The organism is Streptomyces sp. NPDC059917 (assembly GCF_042730635.1).
GTDB lineage: Bacteria > Actinomycetota > Actinomycetes > Streptomycetales > Streptomycetaceae > Streptomyces.
In genome coordinates, this window is the sequence record NZ_JBHWLC010000008.1 from 54,905 (window position 1) to 74,336 (window position 19,432).

General features: G+C 72.4%; 15 protein-coding genes. All 15 read right to left on the minus strand.

Annotation, left to right across the window (positions count from 1 at the left end; translation table 11 throughout):
- Position 1: 1 nt before the first annotated feature.
- Entirely contained in the window at positions 2–553 is a 552-nt protein-coding gene (gene rfbC, locus ACFWAR_RS07145) for a dTDP-4-dehydrorhamnose 3,5-epimerase (RefSeq protein ID WP_385773956.1), read from the minus strand.
- 89 nt (positions 554–642) lie between these two features.
- Positions 643–1,902 carry a polysaccharide pyruvyl transferase family protein gene (locus ACFWAR_RS07150; RefSeq protein ID WP_385773958.1) on the minus strand — a complete coding sequence of 420 codons (1,260 nt, stop codon included), beginning with the start codon at positions 1,900–1,902 and terminating at the stop codon, positions 643–645.
- Complete coding sequence (locus ACFWAR_RS07155; RefSeq protein WP_385773959.1) at positions 1,899–2,846, minus strand: glycosyltransferase family 2 protein; 948 nt, start codon at positions 2,844–2,846, stop codon at positions 1,899–1,901. The genes ACFWAR_RS07150 and ACFWAR_RS07155 overlap by 4 nt, the downstream gene beginning before the upstream one ends.
- Positions 2,843–4,168: a hypothetical protein gene (locus ACFWAR_RS07160; protein ID WP_385773960.1), complete on the minus strand. Its 1,326-nt coding sequence runs from the start codon at positions 4,166–4,168 to the stop codon at positions 2,843–2,845. Before ACFWAR_RS07160 ends, ACFWAR_RS07155 begins: the two co-directional genes overlap by 4 nt.
- 4 nt (positions 4,169–4,172) lie before the next feature.
- On the minus strand, positions 4,173–5,447 hold the full coding sequence (locus tag ACFWAR_RS07165) for a DUF4910 domain-containing protein (protein ID WP_385774157.1): 1,275 nt from the start codon (positions 5,445–5,447) through the stop codon (positions 4,173–4,175).
- The gene (locus tag ACFWAR_RS07170; protein ID WP_385773962.1) at positions 5,444–6,469 is read right to left on the minus strand and encodes an NAD-dependent epimerase/dehydratase family protein; all 1,026 of its coding nucleotides are present in this window, start codon (positions 6,467–6,469) and stop codon (positions 5,444–5,446) included. The genes ACFWAR_RS07165 and ACFWAR_RS07170 overlap by 4 nt, the downstream gene beginning before the upstream one ends.
- 3 nt (positions 6,470–6,472) lie before the next feature.
- Complete coding sequence (locus tag ACFWAR_RS07175; protein ID WP_385773964.1) at positions 6,473–7,120, minus strand: PIG-L deacetylase family protein; 648 nt, start codon at positions 7,118–7,120, stop codon at positions 6,473–6,475.
- Entirely contained in the window at positions 7,117–7,944 is an 828-nt protein-coding gene (locus tag ACFWAR_RS07180; protein ID WP_385773966.1) for a sugar phosphate nucleotidyltransferase, read from the minus strand. Before ACFWAR_RS07180 ends, ACFWAR_RS07175 begins: the two co-directional genes overlap by 4 nt.
- Entirely contained in the window at positions 7,941–9,176 is a 1,236-nt protein-coding gene (locus tag ACFWAR_RS07185) for a methyltransferase domain-containing protein (RefSeq protein WP_385773968.1), read from the minus strand. Before ACFWAR_RS07185 ends, ACFWAR_RS07180 begins: the two co-directional genes overlap by 4 nt.
- On the minus strand, positions 9,176–10,447 hold the full coding sequence (locus tag ACFWAR_RS07190) for a glycosyltransferase (RefSeq protein ID WP_385774159.1): 1,272 nt from the start codon (positions 10,445–10,447) through the stop codon (positions 9,176–9,178). Before ACFWAR_RS07190 ends, ACFWAR_RS07185 begins: the two co-directional genes overlap by 1 nt.
- A 2-nt stretch (positions 10,448–10,449) precedes the next feature.
- Entirely contained in the window at positions 10,450–11,760 is a 1,311-nt protein-coding gene (locus tag ACFWAR_RS07195) for an O-antigen ligase domain-containing protein (protein ID WP_385773970.1), read from the minus strand.
- 1 nt (position 11,761) lies between these two features.
- The gene (locus ACFWAR_RS07200; protein WP_385774161.1) at positions 11,762–13,288 is read right to left on the minus strand and encodes a right-handed parallel beta-helix repeat-containing protein; all 1,527 of its coding nucleotides are present in this window, start codon (positions 13,286–13,288) and stop codon (positions 11,762–11,764) included.
- Between the two features lie 36 nt (positions 13,289–13,324).
- Positions 13,325–15,292, minus strand: a complete 1,968-nt coding sequence (locus ACFWAR_RS07205; protein ID WP_385773972.1) for an alginate lyase family protein — start codon at positions 15,290–15,292, stop codon at positions 13,325–13,327.
- Entirely contained in the window at positions 15,289–17,475 is a 2,187-nt protein-coding gene (locus tag ACFWAR_RS07210) for a bi-domain-containing oxidoreductase (protein ID WP_385773974.1), read from the minus strand. The genes ACFWAR_RS07205 and ACFWAR_RS07210 overlap by 4 nt, the downstream gene beginning before the upstream one ends.
- Positions 17,476–17,503: 28 nt before the next feature.
- Positions 17,504–19,429, minus strand: coding sequence for an asparagine synthase (glutamine-hydrolyzing) (gene asnB, locus ACFWAR_RS07215; RefSeq protein ID WP_385773976.1), 1,926 nt, complete (start codon positions 19,427–19,429; stop codon positions 17,504–17,506).
- Positions 19,430–19,432: the final 3 nt, after the last annotated feature.

Here is a 19,432-nt window from a genome sequence, read left to right on the forward strand (position 1 = left end):
GTCACCCCTTCCGCTGCTTCAGGGCCTCGGCGAGGCCCGGTGCCTGCCGGTCCCGCTGGGACATCGAGGTCACCGGCAGCGGCCAGGGAACGGCCAGCTCCGGGTCGTCGAAGGCGATCGTCACGTCCTCGGCCGGATCGTGCGGCCGGTCGATCCGGTACGAGACGTCGGCCGTCTCGGTGAGCGCCTGGAAGCCGTGCGCGCACCCGGCCGGGACGTACAGGGTCACCTGCGTGTCGCCGGACAGCTCGAAGGAGGCCACGTTGCGGTAGGTCGGCGAGTCCGCGCGCAGGTCCACGACGACGTCGAAGACCTTTCCGTACGAGCACCGCACCAGCTTGGCCTCACCGGCGCCCGAGCGCAGGTGCAGGCCGCGCAGCACGCCCCGGACCGAGCGGGACACGCTGTCCTGGACGAAGGAGTGCGGGTCCAGGCCCACCGAGCGGACCACGTCGGCGTCGAAGGTGCGGCAGAAGAAGCCGCGTTCGTCGGAGTGCGACGTCGAGGCGAAGAGGTAGGCCCCGGCGATCGTCGGCACCGCGGTCGCCGTCATGCCGGTCGCTGTCGTAGGAGCGGGCGCCGTCGTAACGGTTGCTGTCGTTCCGGTCGTGTTCAATCCGGCTGCTTTCGTCTCGGGCACGTTCACGGAGCCTCCCGCAAGGAGCGTTCGTGGTCGTGTGATCGGGTGTTGGTGTGAACGTTGTCCGGGAAGAGGGCTGCGGTCAAGGCCGCGAACTGGTGCTTGACTTGCCGCTCCGCGATCAGGTTCCGCTCGGCGAGGGTCTTCCTCAGCTCCGCCGCGTTCGCCTCCAACTCCCGGAATTGCGCGAGGAGTCGGTCGGCGTCGACCTCGCGGGCCGGGTGGCTGTAGGCGCCCAGCCCCATCCGCTCCATCAGCGCCTCGCTCTTCGCCGCGTAGCTGAGCGCGAGGGTCGGCGTGCCGACCTTCAACGCGCTGATGAGGTTGTGGTACCGGATGGCCACCGCCGTGTCGACCGCGGCCATCTCCTTCATCAGGTCGTCGATCGAGGAGGTCTCGGCGGCGGTCACCAGCGGCGAGTCCACCGCGTCGAGGATCGCGGCGACCACCTCCGCGTCGACCCCGTCCCCGGTCAGCAGCCGGACCGGCCTGCCCTCCTCGACCAGCGTGCGGACGAAGCGGATCGTGCCGTCGAGGTAGCGCCGGTGGATCTCCTCGGCCCGGGCGCGGTCGTCGTCGCCGCCGTGGAAGGCCATGACCCCCACGCAGACCGGACCGGCCGGAGCGCCCGAGGGCGCTTCGGCCGCCGGTTTGGGCAGGGAGAAGGCGAGGTCCGGGTAGACCTCGTCGCGCGTGGTGTCCACGCCCATCGCCCGCATCGCGTCGCGGGAGGGCGCGTCGCGGTACGAGCGGTACGCCGCCAGCCGCGCCGACCAGCGCACCAGCGTCCGGGTCGGCCGGTTGCCGATCGCGGCCGCACCGACGCTGACCAGCGCGACCCGGGTGCCCAGCAGTCGGCCGGACGCGCAGAGCAGGAACAGGGAGTACGGGAAGCCCCACGGCCGCAGCGGGAGCGTGGCCTCCAGCACGCCCATGCCCGGCACGATCACCACGTCGTGGCGGCGCACCCAGGCGGCGGTGCGGACGACGTCGACGAGCTTGCCCACCGCCTTCGCGGCGACCGACCCCGCCCGCGACGCGGTCCGGTACTCGCCGCGGAACCAGTGCAGCCGCGTCGCGGGGATCCCGTACCGGGCCGCCACCACCTCGGCCCCGCCGCACAGCGCGTCCACCATCGCGTCCGGATGGTCCTCGCGCAGGTACCCGAGCACGGCTTCGAGGGAGGCGTCGTTGCCGAGGTTGCCCGAGCCGAGCAGCCCGAAGAGGCCCACGCGCACCGGAGCTCCCTGCGGGGACCTCATGCGGGCCTCCCTTCGCGGCCGGCGACGAGCGCGTCGACGGAGACCGTGAGCAGCGCCGGGTCCACCGGGGCGCGGTCCTCCACCCGCTCGCCGGCGCCCGGCCGGGCCCGACTGGTCATCCAGGCGGCCAGGTGGCGGTAGCAGGCGCGCCGGTCCGAGGCCGAGAGCGGCGCCCGCCGGACCGCCGAGACGAAGCCCCACACGTACTCGGCGAGCAGCCGGGCCGTCGGGTGCAGCGGACCGGCCCGCAGCGGGTCCAGGTTGGCGCAGCGGGAGCGCTTGCTCGGGTTCGCCCGCTCGGCCCGGTTGGGGTGGTCGCGGCGGAAGTACAGCAGCTCCGGCACCTGGTGGAAGCGGCCGTGCAGGGCGATCTCGGCGACGAAGGTGCGGTCCGCGTGGTGGTAGCTGTCGAGCGGCTTCACGCGCCGCAGGACGTCGGCCCGCAGCACCCCGTAGAAGTCGTCGCCGCCGGGCTCGAACAGCAGGCTGCGAAAGCGCACCGGCGCGGACGGCGAACCGGTGGCCAGGGTGTACTCGTAGGGGACGGTCACCTGGCCGTCACCGTCGATGACCGCCTGGTCGGTGTGGGCGCAGATCACGTCGGGCCGCTCGTCCAGCGCCTCCACGCAGCGCTGGAGCAGGTCCCGGGCGTACAGGTCGTCGTGCGAGGCCCATTTGAAGAGCTCGCCGCGGCACTCGGCGAAGACGTGGTTGTGGTTCGGCGAGGCGCCGATGTTCCGGGGCAGCCGGAGGTAGCGGATGCGCGAGTCCCGCGCGGCGTACCGGTGGCAGATGTCCCGGGTCCCGTCGGTCGAGGCGTTGTCGGAGATGACGAGCTCGAAGTCCTCGTACGTCTGGCCGAGCAGGGCGTCGAGCGACTCGGCCAGGTACTCCTCGCCGTTGTACACGGGCAGGCCGATGCTCAACCGCGGATGGGCGGTCATGGTGTCCTCACTTCACGGATGGAATCTTGGTGGTGCTCGCGCAGGGCGGAGCGCAGTTGTAGCCACCACACGGCCGAGCTGCTGAGCGTCGCGGCGGCGACGCCCCAGGACGAGCCGACCGTGCCCGCTACGACCGCCCCGCCGACGCCGCCGCCCGCGTAGCAGGCGGAGGCGAACATCTGGCAGCGCAGGCTGCGCCGGGCCGCGCCGAGCGCGCGCAGCCCGGCGGCCGCTCCGGTGCCGATGCTGGCACCCGCGACGCCGAGCGTGGCCGGGACGATGAGCTGCGAGGCGGCGGGCCAGACCTCGCCGAGCACGAGCTCGCCGAGCCGGTCCGGGACCAGCAGCAGTGCGGCGCCCCACAGCAGCGCGGCGCCGGCCTGCCCACCGCCGAGCAGGAGACAGAACCTGCCCAGTCGGTGCGCGGCCTGCCGCAGCACCCGGGCCGCCTCCGCGACGGTGACCAGCGACAGCCCCATGAGCACCGCGAGGAACGGGCCGAGCAGCAGCTCGGCGCCCCGCACGGCGCCCACCGAGGTGACCCCGACGATCGCGCCGAGCCCGTACGCCCGGATCTGGTAGGCGCCGCTGAGGCCGACGTTCTCGGCCAGGTACCGGTAGCCGAGGTCGCGCTGCTCGCGGAGCCACCCGCGGGCGCCGCTCATGCGGGGCCGGATGCCCGACTGGAAGCAGCCGTACACCGCGGCCACCGCGGCGGAGCCGCCCCAGGCGAGCACGAAGGCCGCCACGCTGCCCACGCGGGCCGCGACCAACAGGGCCGGGATGAGCGCGAGGCCCCACACGAGGTCGTTGGTGAAGGCCTTCTTCCCGATCCCCGCGGCGAAGAACGAGTACCGCCAGGCGTCCTGGATCAACAATCCCGGCAGCACGACGCCCAGGCAGGCCAGCGCCGGACCCACGCTGCCGCCGAGGCTCAGCCCGACCGCCAGGCACGCCGCGCCGAGGGCCGTCCCGACGCCGAGCGCGGTACCCGTGGACCGGGCCACCGCCGAGCGCCAGGAGGCCTCCGACACGCCGCTGAACCGGACCACGAGCGGGTCGGTGGCCAGCCCGCGGGAGACGTTCAGCACCACGCCGTAGGTCACCCAGGCCAGGCTGAACACGCCGAAGGCGGTCGGCCCCAGCGAGCGGGCCACGTAGATGCCCACGGCGAAGTTGCTGATGCTGGAGGCCGCCTGGTCGGCCAGCCCCCAGGACAGCCGGCCCACCATGGCCCGCTTCGCGGTGCGCGGGGCCGGCGCCGCCGGGTCCGTCGGCCCCGTCGGCTCCGTCGTCGTCGTGTTGTCCCCTTCTGTGGTCATCGGGTCACGCCTTGATCAGACCGGCACCGCGCAGGGCGTCGGCGGCCACGGCGACGGTGTCGAACGCCAGCCCCGCGCGCTCGGCGACGTCCAACAGGCTGTGCTCGCCGTCGGAGAGGCTGAGCACCCAGAGCATCGCCATCTGGGCCTGCTTCGCGTCGCTGCGCCCGCCGAGCGAGTCGTACAACCCGCGCCGCCCCAACTGCGGTTCGCCGTAAGGGCTGAGGTTGAGGTAGCTCCGGTTGCGGTCCAGCACGTCGAACGCCTCGCGGCAGACGGCGAGCGTGTCCGTCATCGCCTCGGGGGAGACGAAGTCCGGATTGTCGGCCGAGGTGTGGTACTCGGGGTAGCCCGCGTACGGGGTCCGGCTGAGCGACCCCACCCCGAGGTCGAAGCCCGGCGAGCAGTACTGCCGCTCGTCGTAGCCGTAGGGGGTGAACTCGGTGATCCGGTGCGGGCGTTCGGAGGTGCGCAGCACGTGCTGGAGCACCCGGTCGATCTCCGCGTCGCCGCGCCTGCTCTGCTTGTAGGTCAGTTGGCCCGAGTCCCCGGCGCAGGCCAGCACCAACCCGTGCTTGACCTTCTCCACCCGCTCCGCGTTGCGGGCCAGCCAGGTGATCGCCCCGATGGTGCCGGGAGCGAAGATGAACCGGTAGGTGTAGTACGGCGTCTCCTCGGCCAGCGCCCGCGCCAGGTACGTCGCCACCGCGACGCCCGCCAGGTTGTCGTTGGCCAACGACGGGTGGCAGACGTGGCAGGAGACGATCACCTCCTCCGGGACCTGCCCGGGGACCACGTGCTCGGCGTAGGTGAGGTGACCGTCGGCGAGCGTGGAGTCGATGCGCACCTCGTAGTCGCCGTCCGGCAGCGCGTCCAGGGTGTCCTGCGCCAGGCAGAAACCCCACTGCGGCGTGTAGTAGCTGGTGCGGTACGGCACCCAGCTCGGCCGGTCCGGCAGGGTGTGCAGGTGCGGGCGCAGCTCGGCCAGCGGCATGGTCGCCGAGATCGGCGTGCTGTAGCCGAGCACGTGCAGGCTGGACGCCGCGAAGTCGACGACCCGGTTGCCCGCCGCGTCCGCGACGTACGCGTCCCGGATGTTCCACTCCTGGGGCACGGTCCAGTCGAGCACCTGCGTCCCGGTCGCCACCTCGTGCACCTGGAGCGGCAGGTACTCGCCGATGATGTCCAAGGTGGCGCGCACTCCGTCGCCCGTGATGCTCCGGCAGAGCGGGTACAGCCGCTCCACCAGGGCGTGCATCTCCTCGCCGACCAGGGTCATCGGCGCCACCGCAGGGTCTCGTCGACCGCGCCGGAGTCGGACGCCGAGCGGAGCACGGCCAGCCGGGTGAAGCGCTGGTCGAAGGCCTCCTGGGTCAGTCCGTGGGTACGGTAGGCCTCGGCGAGTTCGAGTGCGCCCTGCTTCACCGTCCACTCGCAGTCGAAGCCGGGGATCGCCTCCCGGAAGCGGGAGAAGTCCACCCGGTACGAGCGCGGGTCGGCGCCGTTCTCCCCGGTGATCCGCACCTTGGAACCCGGCACCGCCTCGGCGACCTGCTCGGCGATCTGGGCGACGGTCACGTTGTTGACCTCGCTGCCGATGTTGAAGGCGCGGTCGTGGACCGCCTCCCGCGGCGCGACCAGCGCCGCCGCGAAGGCCCGCGCGATGTCGACGGCGTGCACCAGCGGGCGCCAGGGGGTGCCGTCGGAGAGCACCAGGACCTCGCCGGACAGCAGCGCGTGCCCCACCAGGTTGTTCAGCACGATGTCGGCGCGCAGCCGGGGCGAGAAGCCGAAGGCGGTGGCGTTGCGCATGTACACCGGCGTGAAGTCGCCGTCGGCGAGCGCGTGCAGGTCGTCCTCCACCCGCACCTTGGACTCCGCGTACGGGGTGACGGGGCGCAGCGGGGCGTCCTCGGCCACCAGGCCCCCGCCACCGGCGGCGCCGTAGACGGAGCAGGTCGACGCGTACAGGAAGCGCCCCACACCGGCCTCGCGGGCCAGCTGCGCCAGGCGCACGGACGCGTGGTGGTTGATGTCGTAGGTGAGGTCCGGAGCCAGCGCTCCCAGCGGGTCGTTGGACAGCGCGGCCAGGTGGATCACCGCGTCCACCCCGGCCACGTCCTCGGCCGTGACGTCGCGCAGGTCCACCCGCCGCCCCGGCGGGTCCGCGGGCTGCGGGCCCAGCACGCAATCGGCGAACAGGCCGGCGTCGAGACCGACGACCTCGTGTCCGGCGGCCGCGAGGACCGGGGCCATCACGGTGCCCAGGTAGCCCTGGTGTCCGGTCAGTAGTACGCGCATGGTTCATCCCCCCAGATGGAGCGTGAGTTTGGTGACGGCGAACGCCTCGGCGTAGCGCGCGTGGCATTCGATGCCGCGGATGCGGGCGAGACCGAGGAAGGCCTCCCGGTCGTACCAGGGACGGTGGCGCTGCGAGGGGTAGTGCTCCTGCAACAGCTGCACCTTCCGCTCCGCGACCTCCGGCGACAGCGGCTGGTAGGCCACCGGACGCCCGAGGTCGCCGTCCCACTTGACGATCTCGTAGCCGAGCACGAGGTGGTCGCGGAAGGCGGTGGTCATCAGCTGCGCCAGGCCCCGGTGGTCCTGGTGCGCGTCGTCGGTGCGCGGCGCCAGGATCAGGTCCGGGTCGCTCTGCGCGCGCAGCTCCTCGACCGCGGCCTTGGCCTCCTCCCAGCGCGCGGGCAGCAGGCCGTCGGGCAACTTGAGCACGGTCAGGCGGAGTTCGGCGCCCGGGCAGAAGGCGGCGAGCGCGGCCCGCTCCTCCTCCTCCCGCTCGCCGCCACCGCCGGACAGCACCAGCGCGTCCACCCGGATGCCCGGCCGCGCCTGGCAGAGCGCCAGCAGGGTGCCACCGGCGCCGATGGCGATGTCGTCGCAGTGCGCCCCCACCGCGACGATCCGGTCCAGGGGCTCCGCCCCGAGGCGGATCACGCGGTCCCCGCCCTGGCGCCGGGGACGCCACCGGTGGTGCCCGTACCCGCCTCGCGCTCCCACACGGCCCAGGGGCGGTCGCCCTGGGCGTAGGCGGCGTCCAGTAAGGCGCGCTCCTTCACGGTGTCGGTCGGCTTCCAGAAACCGCGGTGCTGGTGCGCCACCAGCCGTCCCTGCTTGGCCAGTTCGGTGCAGCCGTCGGCGACCAGGTCGCCGTTCTCGGGTATGTGGTCGAAGATCTCCTGGCGGAGCACGAAGTAGCCCCCGTTCTCCCACAGCGGCAGCTCGCTCACCGCGGTGATGCCCTCCACCAGGCCGTCCTCGCCCAGCTCCACGCAGTGGAACGAGGACTGCGGCGGCACCACCATCATCGATGCCCCGGCGTCGCGCCGGGAGAACTGGTCGATCATCTCCGGCAGCGGGGCGTCGGTGAGCACGTCGGCGTAGTTGGCGAGGAACATCTCGTCGCCGTCCAGGTGCTGGCGCACCCGGCGCAGCCGCTCGCCGATCGGCGACTCGATGCCGGTCTGCACGAAGGTGATGGTCCAGGAGGATATGTCGGTCGACAGCAGCTCGGCCCGACCGTCCCGCAGGACGAAGTCGTTCGAGGTGGTCTCTTCGTAGTTGAGGAAGAACTTCTTGATGTGGTCGGCGCCGTAACCGAGGCACAGGATGAACTCCGTGTGCCCGTAGTGCGCGTAGTAGCGCATGACGTGCCAGATCAGCGGCCGCGGCCCGACCATGGCCATCGGCTTGGGCACGTCATCGGAGGATCCGCTGCGCATGCGCATCCCGTAACCGCCGCAGAACAGTACGACCTTCATGCCTTGACCTCGACAATGCTCAGTTCCGGAATGGGAAAGACCAGGCGACCGCCCCAGTCGTGGACGAAGGACAGCTGCTCGATCAGCTCGTCCCGCAGGTTCCACGGGAGGATGAGCACGTAGTCGGGCTTGTCCACCGCGATCTGCTCGGGGGCCAGGATCGGGATGCGGGTGCCCGGGGTGAACCTGCCGTGCTTGTACGGGTTGCGGTCGACCGTGTAGGCGAGCAGGTCGGGCCGGATCCCGCAGTGGTTGAGCAGGGTGTTGCCCTTGCCCGGAGCGCCGTAGCCGACGACCGTCTCGCCGTTCTCGGCCGCGTCGATGAGGAACCGCAGCAGGTCCCGGCGCACCTTCGCCACCCGGGCGGAGAACTCGGTGTACCCGGACAGCTCCTGCAGCCCGGCGGCCTCCTCGCGGGCCAGCACGTCCGCCACCCGCCGCGTCGGCTCGCCGGCCACCTCGGCCGGTCGCGCCCACAGCCGGATGGAGCCGCCGTGCGTGGGCAGCAACTCGACGTCCACCAGGGTCAGTCCACCGCTCGCCAACGCCCGGATGGCGGAGGCGACCGTGTAGTACTGGAAGTGCTCGTGGTAGATCGTGTCGTACTGGTTCTCCTCGATCAAGGTCAGCAGGTGCTGAACCTCGATGGAGACCCAGCCGTCGTCCGCGACCAGGGCGCGCAACCCCCGGGTGAAACCGACCACGTCGGGGATGTGCGCGTACACGTTGTTCGCCGCGACCAGGTCCGCAGGCCCGTGCTCGGCGCGCACGGCCGCCCCGGTGTCCGGGTCCAGGAACGCCGTCAGCGTGGGCACGCCCGCCTCGCGCGCCGCGGCGCCCACGTTCACCGACGGCTCCACGCCCAGGCAGCGGATCCCCCGGTCCACCACGTGCCTGAGCAGATAGCCGTCGTTGCTCGCGACCTCGACCACGAAGGAGTCGGGTCCGAGGCCCACCCGCTCGGCGGCATCGGCGACGAAGGTGCGCGCGTGCTCCACCCAGGACGTCGAGTAGGACGAGAAGTAGGCGTACTGCGTGAAGGTCTCCTCCGGAGTGATCAGCGGAGGGATCTGCGCGAGCCAGCACTCGGTGCACACCCGCAGGTGCAGCGGGTACGCGGGCTCCGGCCGGTCCAGTTCGTCCGCGGCGAGGAAGCTCTCGCACGGCGGGGTCGCCCCCAGGTCGACGACGCTGGCCAGCGCCTCCGAGCCGCAGAGTCGGCATCGTGTCATCAATTGCCCCCATCCCTGCCCGCGCGGGTGCCCCGTCGCGAGCCAACGTGTGCATTTCCTACCGGCGGCGCACCGTCCCCGCCGCCGGACCGCACCGCGATCGCGGTGCGGTACCCCTCCAACAGGCGCTCCAGCCCGACGGTCGGGCTGAACCCCTGCTCGTACCGGCGCCGGGCCGCCATCCCCATCTCCCGGTTGCGCGCCGGATCGGTCGCGATCCGGCGCATGCCGGCCGCCAGCGAGGAGACCTCGCCCGGTCGGTGCAGCAGCCCGCTCACCCCGTCCCCGACGAGCTCGACGAAGGCGCCGTGACCGGCGGCGACGGCCGGGACCCCGGCCGCCATCGCCTCCACGACCACCAGGCCGAACGCCTCCAGCCAGGTCGAGGGAGCCACCACCGCGACCGAGCGCGCGATGGCCTCCCCGCACTGGGCCGGGTCGTAGAGACCGACGTAGCGCACGTCCTCCCGGCCCGCCGCCCAGGCGGCCACCTCCCCTTCCAGCGGCCCCGTACCGGCGATCACGAGCGGCACGCCCACCCCGCCGTCCGCGGCGAGCTCGTCCCACGCGGCCATCAGCAGCCGCACGCCCTTGACCTCCGCGAGGCGGCCCAGGTAGAGCAGGTGCTCGCCGGCGCCCGTGCGGCGCACGGCCGGTTCGGGCACGAAGTTGTGCTTGACCCCCAGCCGCTCGGCCGGCATCCCGGCCCGCACCAGGACCTCCCGCTGCGCCGCGGAGATGCAGAAGAACCGCTCCACGCCCGACCACCACCGCCGCCGGTTGACCGACAGGCTGACCGCGAGCGGTACCGTCGCCAGCCGGGAGCCGCGGTAGCAGCCGTGCCGGACGGCGGGCAGCGGAGCCGTGCCGACGCAGTCGCCGCACGGCTTCCCGTCCCGCTGGAGCGTGCCGGGCGGGCAGACCTGCGTGTAGTTGTGCAGGGTGGCGACGGCGGGCACCCCGGCGTCGGCGCAGGCGGCCAGCACCGCGGGGGACAGCAGCGGGAAGACGTTGTGGACGTGCACCACGTCCGGCCGATCGGCGCGCAGCCTGGCGGTGAGCTCCGTGCGGACCGCCGGGTTCCACGGAACCAGCAACGGGATCGCGGCCTTGGACACCAGGGAGCGGCCGCCGATGTCGTCACTGCGCCGCTCGAACACCTCGACCCGGTGACCGGCCCCGCGCAGCAGCGCGACCTCCTGGTCGACGACCTTGTTCTCCCCGCTCGGCTGCGCCGACGCGTACCGGTTGTGCACCACGAGAACGTGCATGTTCATTTCACCTCCGAAGTCCGGGTCCAGTGGGGCAGGCGTCGGCGCGCGGCCGAGGCCGTGGGCGCCGACGGGGCGGCGGCCGTGGCGGGCGCCGCCAGCAAGGAGGCGGCGACGGTCAGGTGCAGCAGGTACGGCGAGGCGTCGCCCAGCCCGGCCTCGGTGTAGGAGGCGATCGAGCAGTAGCTGACCAGGAAGATCGCGCAGGCCCGCTGGAGCGAGGGCGGGCGCAGCAGCGCGACGCCGCCCAGCACGATGATGGCGGCCGCCACCAGAGCGGTGCCGACCATGCCCTGCTCGTTGTAGACGGCCAGCCAGCTGTTGTCGATCGGCAGCCCGCCGAAGGACTTGTCGCCCAGGCCCGCGCCGAACAGCTCCTGCAGGGTCGTCCGGGGGGCGGCCAGCAGCGCGTCCCAGACCTTGGCCCTACCCGTGAGGTTGGAGAAGTTCTCCTGGCTCTGTCCGCGCAGGAACCACGCCTGGAGCGCGGAGTTGAGCACCACGGCGACGAAGGTGGAGATCACCACCGCCCAGGCGAAGAACCGGCGGGCCGCGGCGCTGGTCAGCACGAGCGAACCGATCGCCAGCACCAGCCCGACCAGCAGGCCGAGCGTCGCCGTCCGGGTGTGGGTCAGGGCGAGCAGGACGAACGAGGGCACGATGACCCCCGCCGCGCTGGCGCCGCTGGTCCGCCGACCCAGCAGGAGCAGCACGGTCAGCCCGATGATCACCGCGGCGTACTGGCCGATCTGCGGCGGGGTCAGCGGCCACAACGCGCCCACCAGCCGCCCGCCGTAGAGGTCCGGCAGGGCCGCGCCCGGAGAGATGAGCAGGCCCGCGGCGACCGACGCGAGCACCGCGAAGTACAGCCGGATGTGGTGGCGCACGAACCGGTCGTCACCGTCCCACCAGCGGCTGAGCAGCCACAGGGTACCGACGAAGAGCGCGAGGCGGGTGCAGCGGAACAGGGCGCCGAAGCCGGACTCCAGGTTCACGCTGGAGATCACGCTCGGCACCAGCAGCAGGGTGAGCAGCAGCAGGAAGGCACTGGCGCGCACCCGCAGCCGGAGGTTGAGCAGCAGCGCCAGCGCGAAGGCGGCCACCAGCGAGCCCATCGTGGCCATCTGGATGAGGGACCGGGGCAGCGGCACGATGGTCTTCGCCCCCGCGGAGCCCAAGGTGTTGAGTATCAGCAGCCCCCAGGCGATGGCGACGCCCTTCGGCGCGCCCGCGCGACGCACCTCGGTGTCGCCGCGATCCCCCGCGGCGTCCGCGCGGTCCGCCGGCCCGTCGAGCGTGGCATCCGCGGCCATCTCAACCACCGTCCTGCGGCGCGAAGGTGCTGCCCGCGTCCTGCTGGTACGGCGCGCCCTGCCACTGCGCGAAGTCGAGCTCCCGGCTCGGGTCGTGGGCGATGAAGCTCCACGGCCCGGAGTAGACGTTGTCGTGCCAGCGGTTCTGCTGCTCGCGGGTGATGGCCTCCGCCACCGGCTCGCCCTTGTACGGGGACCAGTCCGGGTACGTCCCGTAGTTGGCCAGCACCGCCATGCGGCCGCACTTCACCGCGCACCCGACGACGGAGGTGTCCAGGACGAAACGGTTGTGGTGGATGTCCACCCGCTGGGTCTTCCACCGGCAGTCGGAGTAGAGCGGCGCGCCGGCGATCGCGGGCTGCGCGCAGCTGGCGATGGACTTCACCAGCAGGGTGCAGTCACCGGAGGAGGTGTTGGCCGGGCTGTTGCAGAACCGGTCCGCGTTCTCCCACAGGGTGATCCCGGACCAGTTGTTCTCGAACAGGTTCTCGTACACCTCGATCTTGTCCGTGCGGGCCGGGACGCGCGGTTCGCCACCGGATTCCGACAAGTAGACGGTCGCGAAGGGGAAGGTGTCGCCGTCATTGGCCTTCTTGCGTCCCTCGACCCAGTTGTTCCGCCGGATCGTGTTCTTGCGGATGACCGCGTTGTAGCTGGTCTCGTAGATCAGCGCGGCGCCGTCATTGGCCTCCAGCACGTTCTCCTCGATGCGGAAGTCGTTGTTGTTGGTGTCCGCCCAGATCCCGGGTCCGCGGTTGTCGTGCACCCAATTGCCCCGCACGTCGGCGCCGTTGACCGCCCAGAACTTCACGCCTCCGGTGCATCCGCACCCGGGTTGGCGCTTCTCCCAGTCGTCCGTGTCATTGCCCACGATCTCGTTGCCCTCCACCACCAGGTGGGTGATCGGGTCGCCGGACTTGTAGGCGTTCAGGCCGTACTGCCCGTTGCCGCGCAGGCAGTTGGCACGGACCTGCTGGCGGGCGCCGGCCATCAGCGCGGCGCCCGAGTTGTGCTGGACCGTCGCGTGCTCGATCACCCACCCGTCGGCCGAGTCGTGGTTGACCACGCCCTCGTTCTGCGGCGCGATGAAGCCCTGCACCGTCAGGAACCGGATGGTCACGTCGGCCGCGCCGCCGCCGAAGGCGTACTGGTTGCTCTTCTGGCCGTCGAGCACCGCGCCCGGCGCGCCGAGATAGATGTCCCCGTCCTTGGGGATGACCTGGGCGAAGCGGTCCGGATCGAGCTTGTGCGTCCCCGGCGCGATCCAGAACGTGGTCTTCGGGGGGCTGCTCTTGGTCTTCGCCGCCAGGTCGTTGACGACCGCGGGGTCGACCGACACCGCGCCCGCCGGAGCCTGCGCCGGACCGCCCGAGGGCTTGTCGCACACCCGGGCCACGGGCGTGGCGGCCGCCCCGGAGGAGGGCGCGCCGGAAGCGGGCGACTTCCCGGACGAGTCCGACCCGTCGTCCGGCGTGCTCGTGCAGCCGGTCACCGCGAGCAGGACCAGCAACAGCTGCGCCGTCGGCATCGCCCAGTGCCCCCTCTTGATCAAGACCCCTCCTCCCTAGTCCCGGAACGTGAGTACGGTGATGAACGCCTGCGCGCCGTCGGCGCCGCCGGTGCCGATCAGCGTGGTGGCGGGTTCCTTGCGGCCGAAACCGGCGGAGTACCAGCCCAGCGGCGGATCGCTCTCACCCCGGTGCGCCCGCCAGGACAGCTGCCCGGGCAGGTCGAGCACGGCGGAGCGCTCCTCGCCGTCCCGGGTCCACGTGAGCACGGCCCGGTGCCCCACCAGCTCCGCGACGATCGCCGGGCCCAGGTGGAAGGCCAGCTGCGCCGTCCGGCTCGGGCCGTGCACCTCGTCGACCACCCGCACCTCCTTGCGCGCGCCGATCAGCTCGACCCGGCGCCGGTGGACCGAGGGCCCGTACCCGTCGTGCTCGGCGCACCAGCGGGAGGTCCCCCCGACACCGGCGTCGGACGTGTCCGCGGCCACCACCTTGGTGCGGGCCTGTCGGGTCCACAGGAACGGGCCGCCGGAGACGGACTGGTCGGCGCCGTCCAACTGCAGGGTGTTGTGCCCGAGCGTCGAGCGGAAGTACTCCCGCCACCGCGGCTCCCCGTGGTAGCAGTACGTCCCCGGGTCGGCCAGTACGTCGACCCCGTCGTGGCGGACCTCCACGGACAGCGCGTCCGCGTGACCGTGCGCGGCGATCGACAGGAAACCGTGCGGGCCCCCGTCGCAGCGGCACCAGATCTCCCCCGGACCGCGCAGGATCGTCATCCCCGCGTCGGCGAAGTGGGCCGGGCGCCGCGCCGGGCGCCGCACCGCCGCAGCGCCCCCCGGCTCCGGGTACGACCGGATGAGGGCGGCCAGCAGCGGGGTGCGCACGTCCGTGCCGCCCGCCTCCGGCCACCAGGGGAGCCGGCCGTAGACGGCCTCCCCGGTGGCCAGCAGCGAGGCCCAGCGGTCGGTGCCCGCGCCGTCCACGATCAGGCCGTGTCCGTCGTCCGCGTCCCCCTGGCGCGGGGGCCGCAGCCGACCGTCCACGATGGCGGCGAGCGCGTCCGTCATCCGCAGCAGCACCACCCGCACCGTCGCGGGGACCGGCACACCGGCCGCGTCCGCCTCGGCCAGCGCGGCCAGCCCGAGCTCCAGGACCAGCCCGTGGTACTCGGTGGCCAACTCGCGGTTCAGGCCGGAGTGGAAGGTGTTGCTCCGCAGGTGCCGCTCCAGCGACCGCAGCGCACCGGAGCGCCAGCGCGCCGAGTCGGGGAACCAGTCGAAGGCGCAGGCCGCGGCGAACTGCCCGGCGGTCTCGGCGATGACGTGGTTGTTCGCCGAGGAACCCCGGCTGGGGAAGGCGGCCAGCCACCGCTGGTGGTGCCAGATCTGTTCCAGCGCCACCGGGTTGCCCTCGAAGAGGGCGGCCGCACCGGACCAGCCGTCGAGCAACCGGCGCACCCACACCCAGGACAGCAGCCGGATGCCCAGCTCGATGCCGCTGATCCAGTGCACACCGCGCAGCGGCGGGTTGACCTCCCACCACGACCGCAGGTGTGCGGCCACCCGCTCGGCGTACCGCTCGTCCCCGGTGACCGCGTAGGCGGCCGCGAGCACGGTGAGGTGCTGGTGCCGGGACGGCTCCCAGATCTGCTTGATGTCCCCGACCGCCTCCTCGCTGCGGTAGGGCACGTCGAAGGCGTACCCGGCCGGTGCCCGGCGCCCGGTCTTCGGGTCGTACCACCAGTCCGGGTCGACCAGGTCGTCGCGCTCCACCCCGAAGTACTCGGCGTGCCCGGCCATCAGCCGGTCCGCCTGTACGACGAGCCGCTTCGCGGCGTCCGGAGCCACCGCGGCGAGCGCCCCGGCGGGCAGCACCGCGGTGAAACGGGCGCCCGTCACCGGGCGGCCGGTCGGCGGCGCGGTGCGCCACCGGCGCCGCCGCACCGTGTCGGCGACCCGGCCACCGACCTCCTGCGGGCCCATCCGGGACAGCCGCCGCAGGTACCACGCGGGGCTCATGGTCATCGGGGCCCCGCCAAGCTCACCGGCGCGCCGCCCGCCAGACTGGCCTGGACGGCGAGGGTCGCCGCCGTGGTGGCGACCAGGGACTCCAGCGGCACCGGCATCGGGCCACCGGTCCGCACGGCCTTGATGAAGGCGGCGAGCTCGGCGGACTGGCCCTTGTCCCGGGCCTTGGGCAGCCGCGAGCTGACCCACCGCTTGCGGGCGTACACCGAGGCCCGCACGAAGTCGTCGAGCCGGAGCACCTTGCCGTCGGCGACCAGGTCCAGCGTCTCCTTGGGGAAGCCGGGGGCGCCGGTCGTCACGTAGCTCAGGGTGGCGGTGGAACCGTCCGGGTAGCGCATGACGACCTGGAGGTCCTCGTTGCCGGAGGTCGCGGCCGCGTACACCGAGACCGGGTCGGAGCCGAGCAACCAGCTGGCCGTGTCGATGAAGTGGCCGCCCTCACCCGCGAACCGCGTCCCCTCGGTGCCCTGTTGCAGGTACCAGCTGCCCTGCCCGAGCTGGCCCGCGTTGACCAGGTAGCGCAGGCTCGCCGGACCACCGCGGGTGCCGAACTGCTGCTTCGCCTCCCGCAGGATCGGCGCGAAACGCCGGTTGAAGCCCACCTGCAGCCGGTCGTTGCCCGACTCCTCCACCGCCGCGAGCACACCGGCCAGCTCGTCCTGGTCGAGGGCCAGGGGCTTCTCCACGAACACCGTCTTGCCGGCGAGCAGCGCCTTGCGGGTCAGGTCGGCGTGCGAGCTGTGCCGCGTGACCACGAACACGGCGTCGATCGCCGGGTCGCCGAGCACGGCGTCCAGGTCGGTGGTCGCCGAGCCGAAGCCGAACTTCCGCTGCGCGTTGGCCCCGGACAGCGCCGTCGTGGTGACGACCGTCGACAGCGTGACACCGGCGCGCTCCGCCAGGTGCGGCAGCAGCATGGACGTCGCGTAGTTCCCCGCGCCGACGAACGCGAGGCGCACCGGAGCCGCGGCGGACCGGGACGGCGCCGCCGACCGACGGCTGCTCGGCACCGCGGGCACCGTCACCGACGGGGCCGCGGCCCGGCCCTCCACGGCCTGCTCGGGATACTCGAACAGCACCGCCACGGCCTTGAGTTCGCCGTCCTTGAGGCGCTGGTAGGTCTTGACGGCGTCCTCGAAGTCGGCGATGTGCGAGATCAGGGGCTCCACGTCGACGCTGCCGCGGGCCATCAGGTCGAGGAAGCACGCCAGGTTGCGGCGCTCGGTCCAGCGCACGTACCCGATCGGATAGTCCCGCCCCTCCAGCTCGTACCCGGGGTCGTAGCGCCCGGGGCCGTAGCTGCGGGAGAAGCGGACGTCCAGTTCCTTCTCGTAGTACGCGTTCCACGGCAGGTCCAGCCGGCACTTGCCGATGTCGATGACCCGGCCCCGGTCCCGGCTCAACCGGGCGGCCAGCTCCACGGGCTGGTTGCTGCCGCCGCCGGCGGCCAGGTACACCTGGTCCACCCCGTGACCGCCGGTGAGGTCGGCGACGGCCGACTCCACCGCCGCGGAACCGGGATCGCCGCAGGCCGCGGCGCCCAGGCTCGCGGCGAGCTCGCAGCGCACCGGATCGGGGTCGGCCCCGATGACCCGGACCCCGGACGCGGTCAGCAGCTGCACCACCAGCTGCCCGATCAGCCCGAGGCCGATGACCAGGGCCACCTCGCCGAGCTGGGACTCGCCCTGCCGCACGCCCTGCATCGCGATCGACCCGACCGTACCGAAGGCCGCGTGCCGCGGGGCGAGTCCGTCCGGGAGCCGGGAGTAGAGGTTCTTGGGCACCCAGTTCAACTCGGCGTGCAGCGCGTGCTCGTTGCCCGCGCAGGCCACCAGATCGCCGACGGCCACGTCGTCGACACCGGCGCCCACCTGCTCGACCACCCCGCACAGCGAGTAGCCCAGCGGCGTGTAGGAATCCAGCTGGTTGTTCACCTTGCGGTAGGTGGCGGCCACCCCGTTGGTGGCCACGCTCTGCACCACCTTGGCCACCTGGTCCGGCCGGGACCGGGCCTTGCCCAGCATCGACATGCTGGCCTCGGAGACCTTCATCATCTCGGTCCCGGTCGAGATCAGCGAGTAGGCCGTGCGCACCAGCACACCACCCGGCTTGCAGCCGGGCACCGGCACGTCCAGTACCGCCAACTCGCCGCTCTTGTAGTTCTGCACCACTTGCTTCACGCGAACTCCTTGGAAATTGCCGTGCCGTTCACCGACTGCCCTGACCGGACCCAGAGGTCGCGTTGCGATACCAGTACTCCAGGGTCAACACGTGCCACAGGTGTTTGGAGAAGTCCCGCTGCCCGGAGGCGTCCTCGGCCACCATCCGCGCCAGCGCGTCGCGGCGCAGGAAACCGGAGTTGACCAGCACGCCGTCGTTCACCACCTCGCGCACCAGCGGCGCCAGGTCGCGGCTCATCCAGGCGCGCAGCGGAGCGCTGAAGAGGCCCTTGGGCCGGTACACGATCTCCCGGGGCAGGATCGAGGTGGCCGCCTCCTTGAGCACGGCCTTGCCCTGCCGCCCGACGATCTTGCGGTCGCCCGGCACGGCGAAGGCGGCCCTGACCACCTCGACGTCCACGTACGGCACCCGTACCTCGGTCGACGCGGCCATGCTGGAGCGGTCCGTGTAGGCGAGGTTCAGCCCCGGCAGGAACATCCTGGCGTCGCCCAGGCACATCCGGTTGACGAAGTCGTCGAGGTCGTTGTCCTCGTAGACGTCCGCGTGCTCGGTCAACACGTCGTCGACCGTCCCGGCCAGGTCCGGATCGATCAGCGCGAGCAGTTCCTCCTGGTCGTACATGGTGTAGCTGCGCCGGAACGCCGTCTCCTCCGGCAGGTCGGCGAAGGAGAGGAAGCGCTTCGCGAACCGCACCGACCGGTACCCCCGGCGGGCCGAGGCCACCGGCAGCCGGTCCACGGCCGCGTACACCCCGCGCCGCAGCGGGCGCGGAACCCGCTGGTAGCGCAGCGCGAGCACGTTGGCCAGGTGCTTGCGGTACCCCGCGAACAGCTCGTCGGCGCCCATCCCCGAGAGCATCACCTTGACCCCGGCCTCGCGCGCGGCCGAGCAGATCAGGAAGGTGTTGATCGCCGCGGGGTCGCCGATCGGCTCGTCCAGGTGGTACGTCATCTGCGGCAGCATCTCGAGCACGTTCGGAGCGATCTCGATCTCGTGCAGATCGACGCCGAACCGCTCGGCCACCTGCCGGGCGTAGCGCAGGTCGTCCGGCATCGCCTCGAACTTGGCGTCCTCGGCGCGGAAACCGATCGTGTAGGCGGAGATCCCGGGGTGGTCCCGGGCGGCCAGCGCGGTCAGGTAGCTGGAGTCCAGCCCGCCGGAGAGGAAGGTCGCCACCGGCACGTCCGACAGCAGGTGCCGGCGCGTCGAGTCCTCGATGACGGCGGCCAGGTCCGGCAGCTCGCCGCTGCGGGCCCGGTCCCGGCCCTCCGAGGCGACGTCCCGCAGGTTCCAGAACCGGCCGCGCTCCACCCGGCCGTCGGGCCGGCACCGCAGCCAGCTCCCCGGCGCCAACTTCTCCGCCCCGCGCAGCGCGCAGCGCGAATCCGGCACCCAGTAGTACAGCAGGGAGGCCACCAACGCCGCGTGGTCCACCTCCATCGACCCGCCGGTGGCGGCGGCGAGCGCCTTGAGCTCGGAGGCGAACACCAGCCCTTCGCCGCGCCGCAGCAGGAAGAGCGGCTTGATGCCCAGCTGGTCGCGGGCGAGCACCAGCTCGCCGGTCCGCTCGTCGAAGACGCCGAAGGCGAACATGCCGCGCAGCCGCGGCAGGCAGTCCGTGCCCCAGCGCCGCCACGCCTCCAACAGCACCTCGCTGTCGGAGGTGCCGCGGAAGCGGACCCCGGCGGCCACCAACTCGGCGCGCAGCTCCGGCGCGTTGTACAGCTCGCCGTTGTACGTCAGGACGAGACCGTCCGAGACCATCGGCTGGGCGCCCGTCTCGGACAGGTCGATGATGGCCAGCCGACGGTGCCCGAGGTGCACCTCGCCGTCACCGACGGGGTGGCTGTACCGGCCCGCCCCGTCCGGCCCGCGATGGGCGAGGGTATCGGTGAGCCGGTCGGTCACGACCTTCCCGTCCGGCCAGCGATACGTGCCTGCGATGCCACACATGTA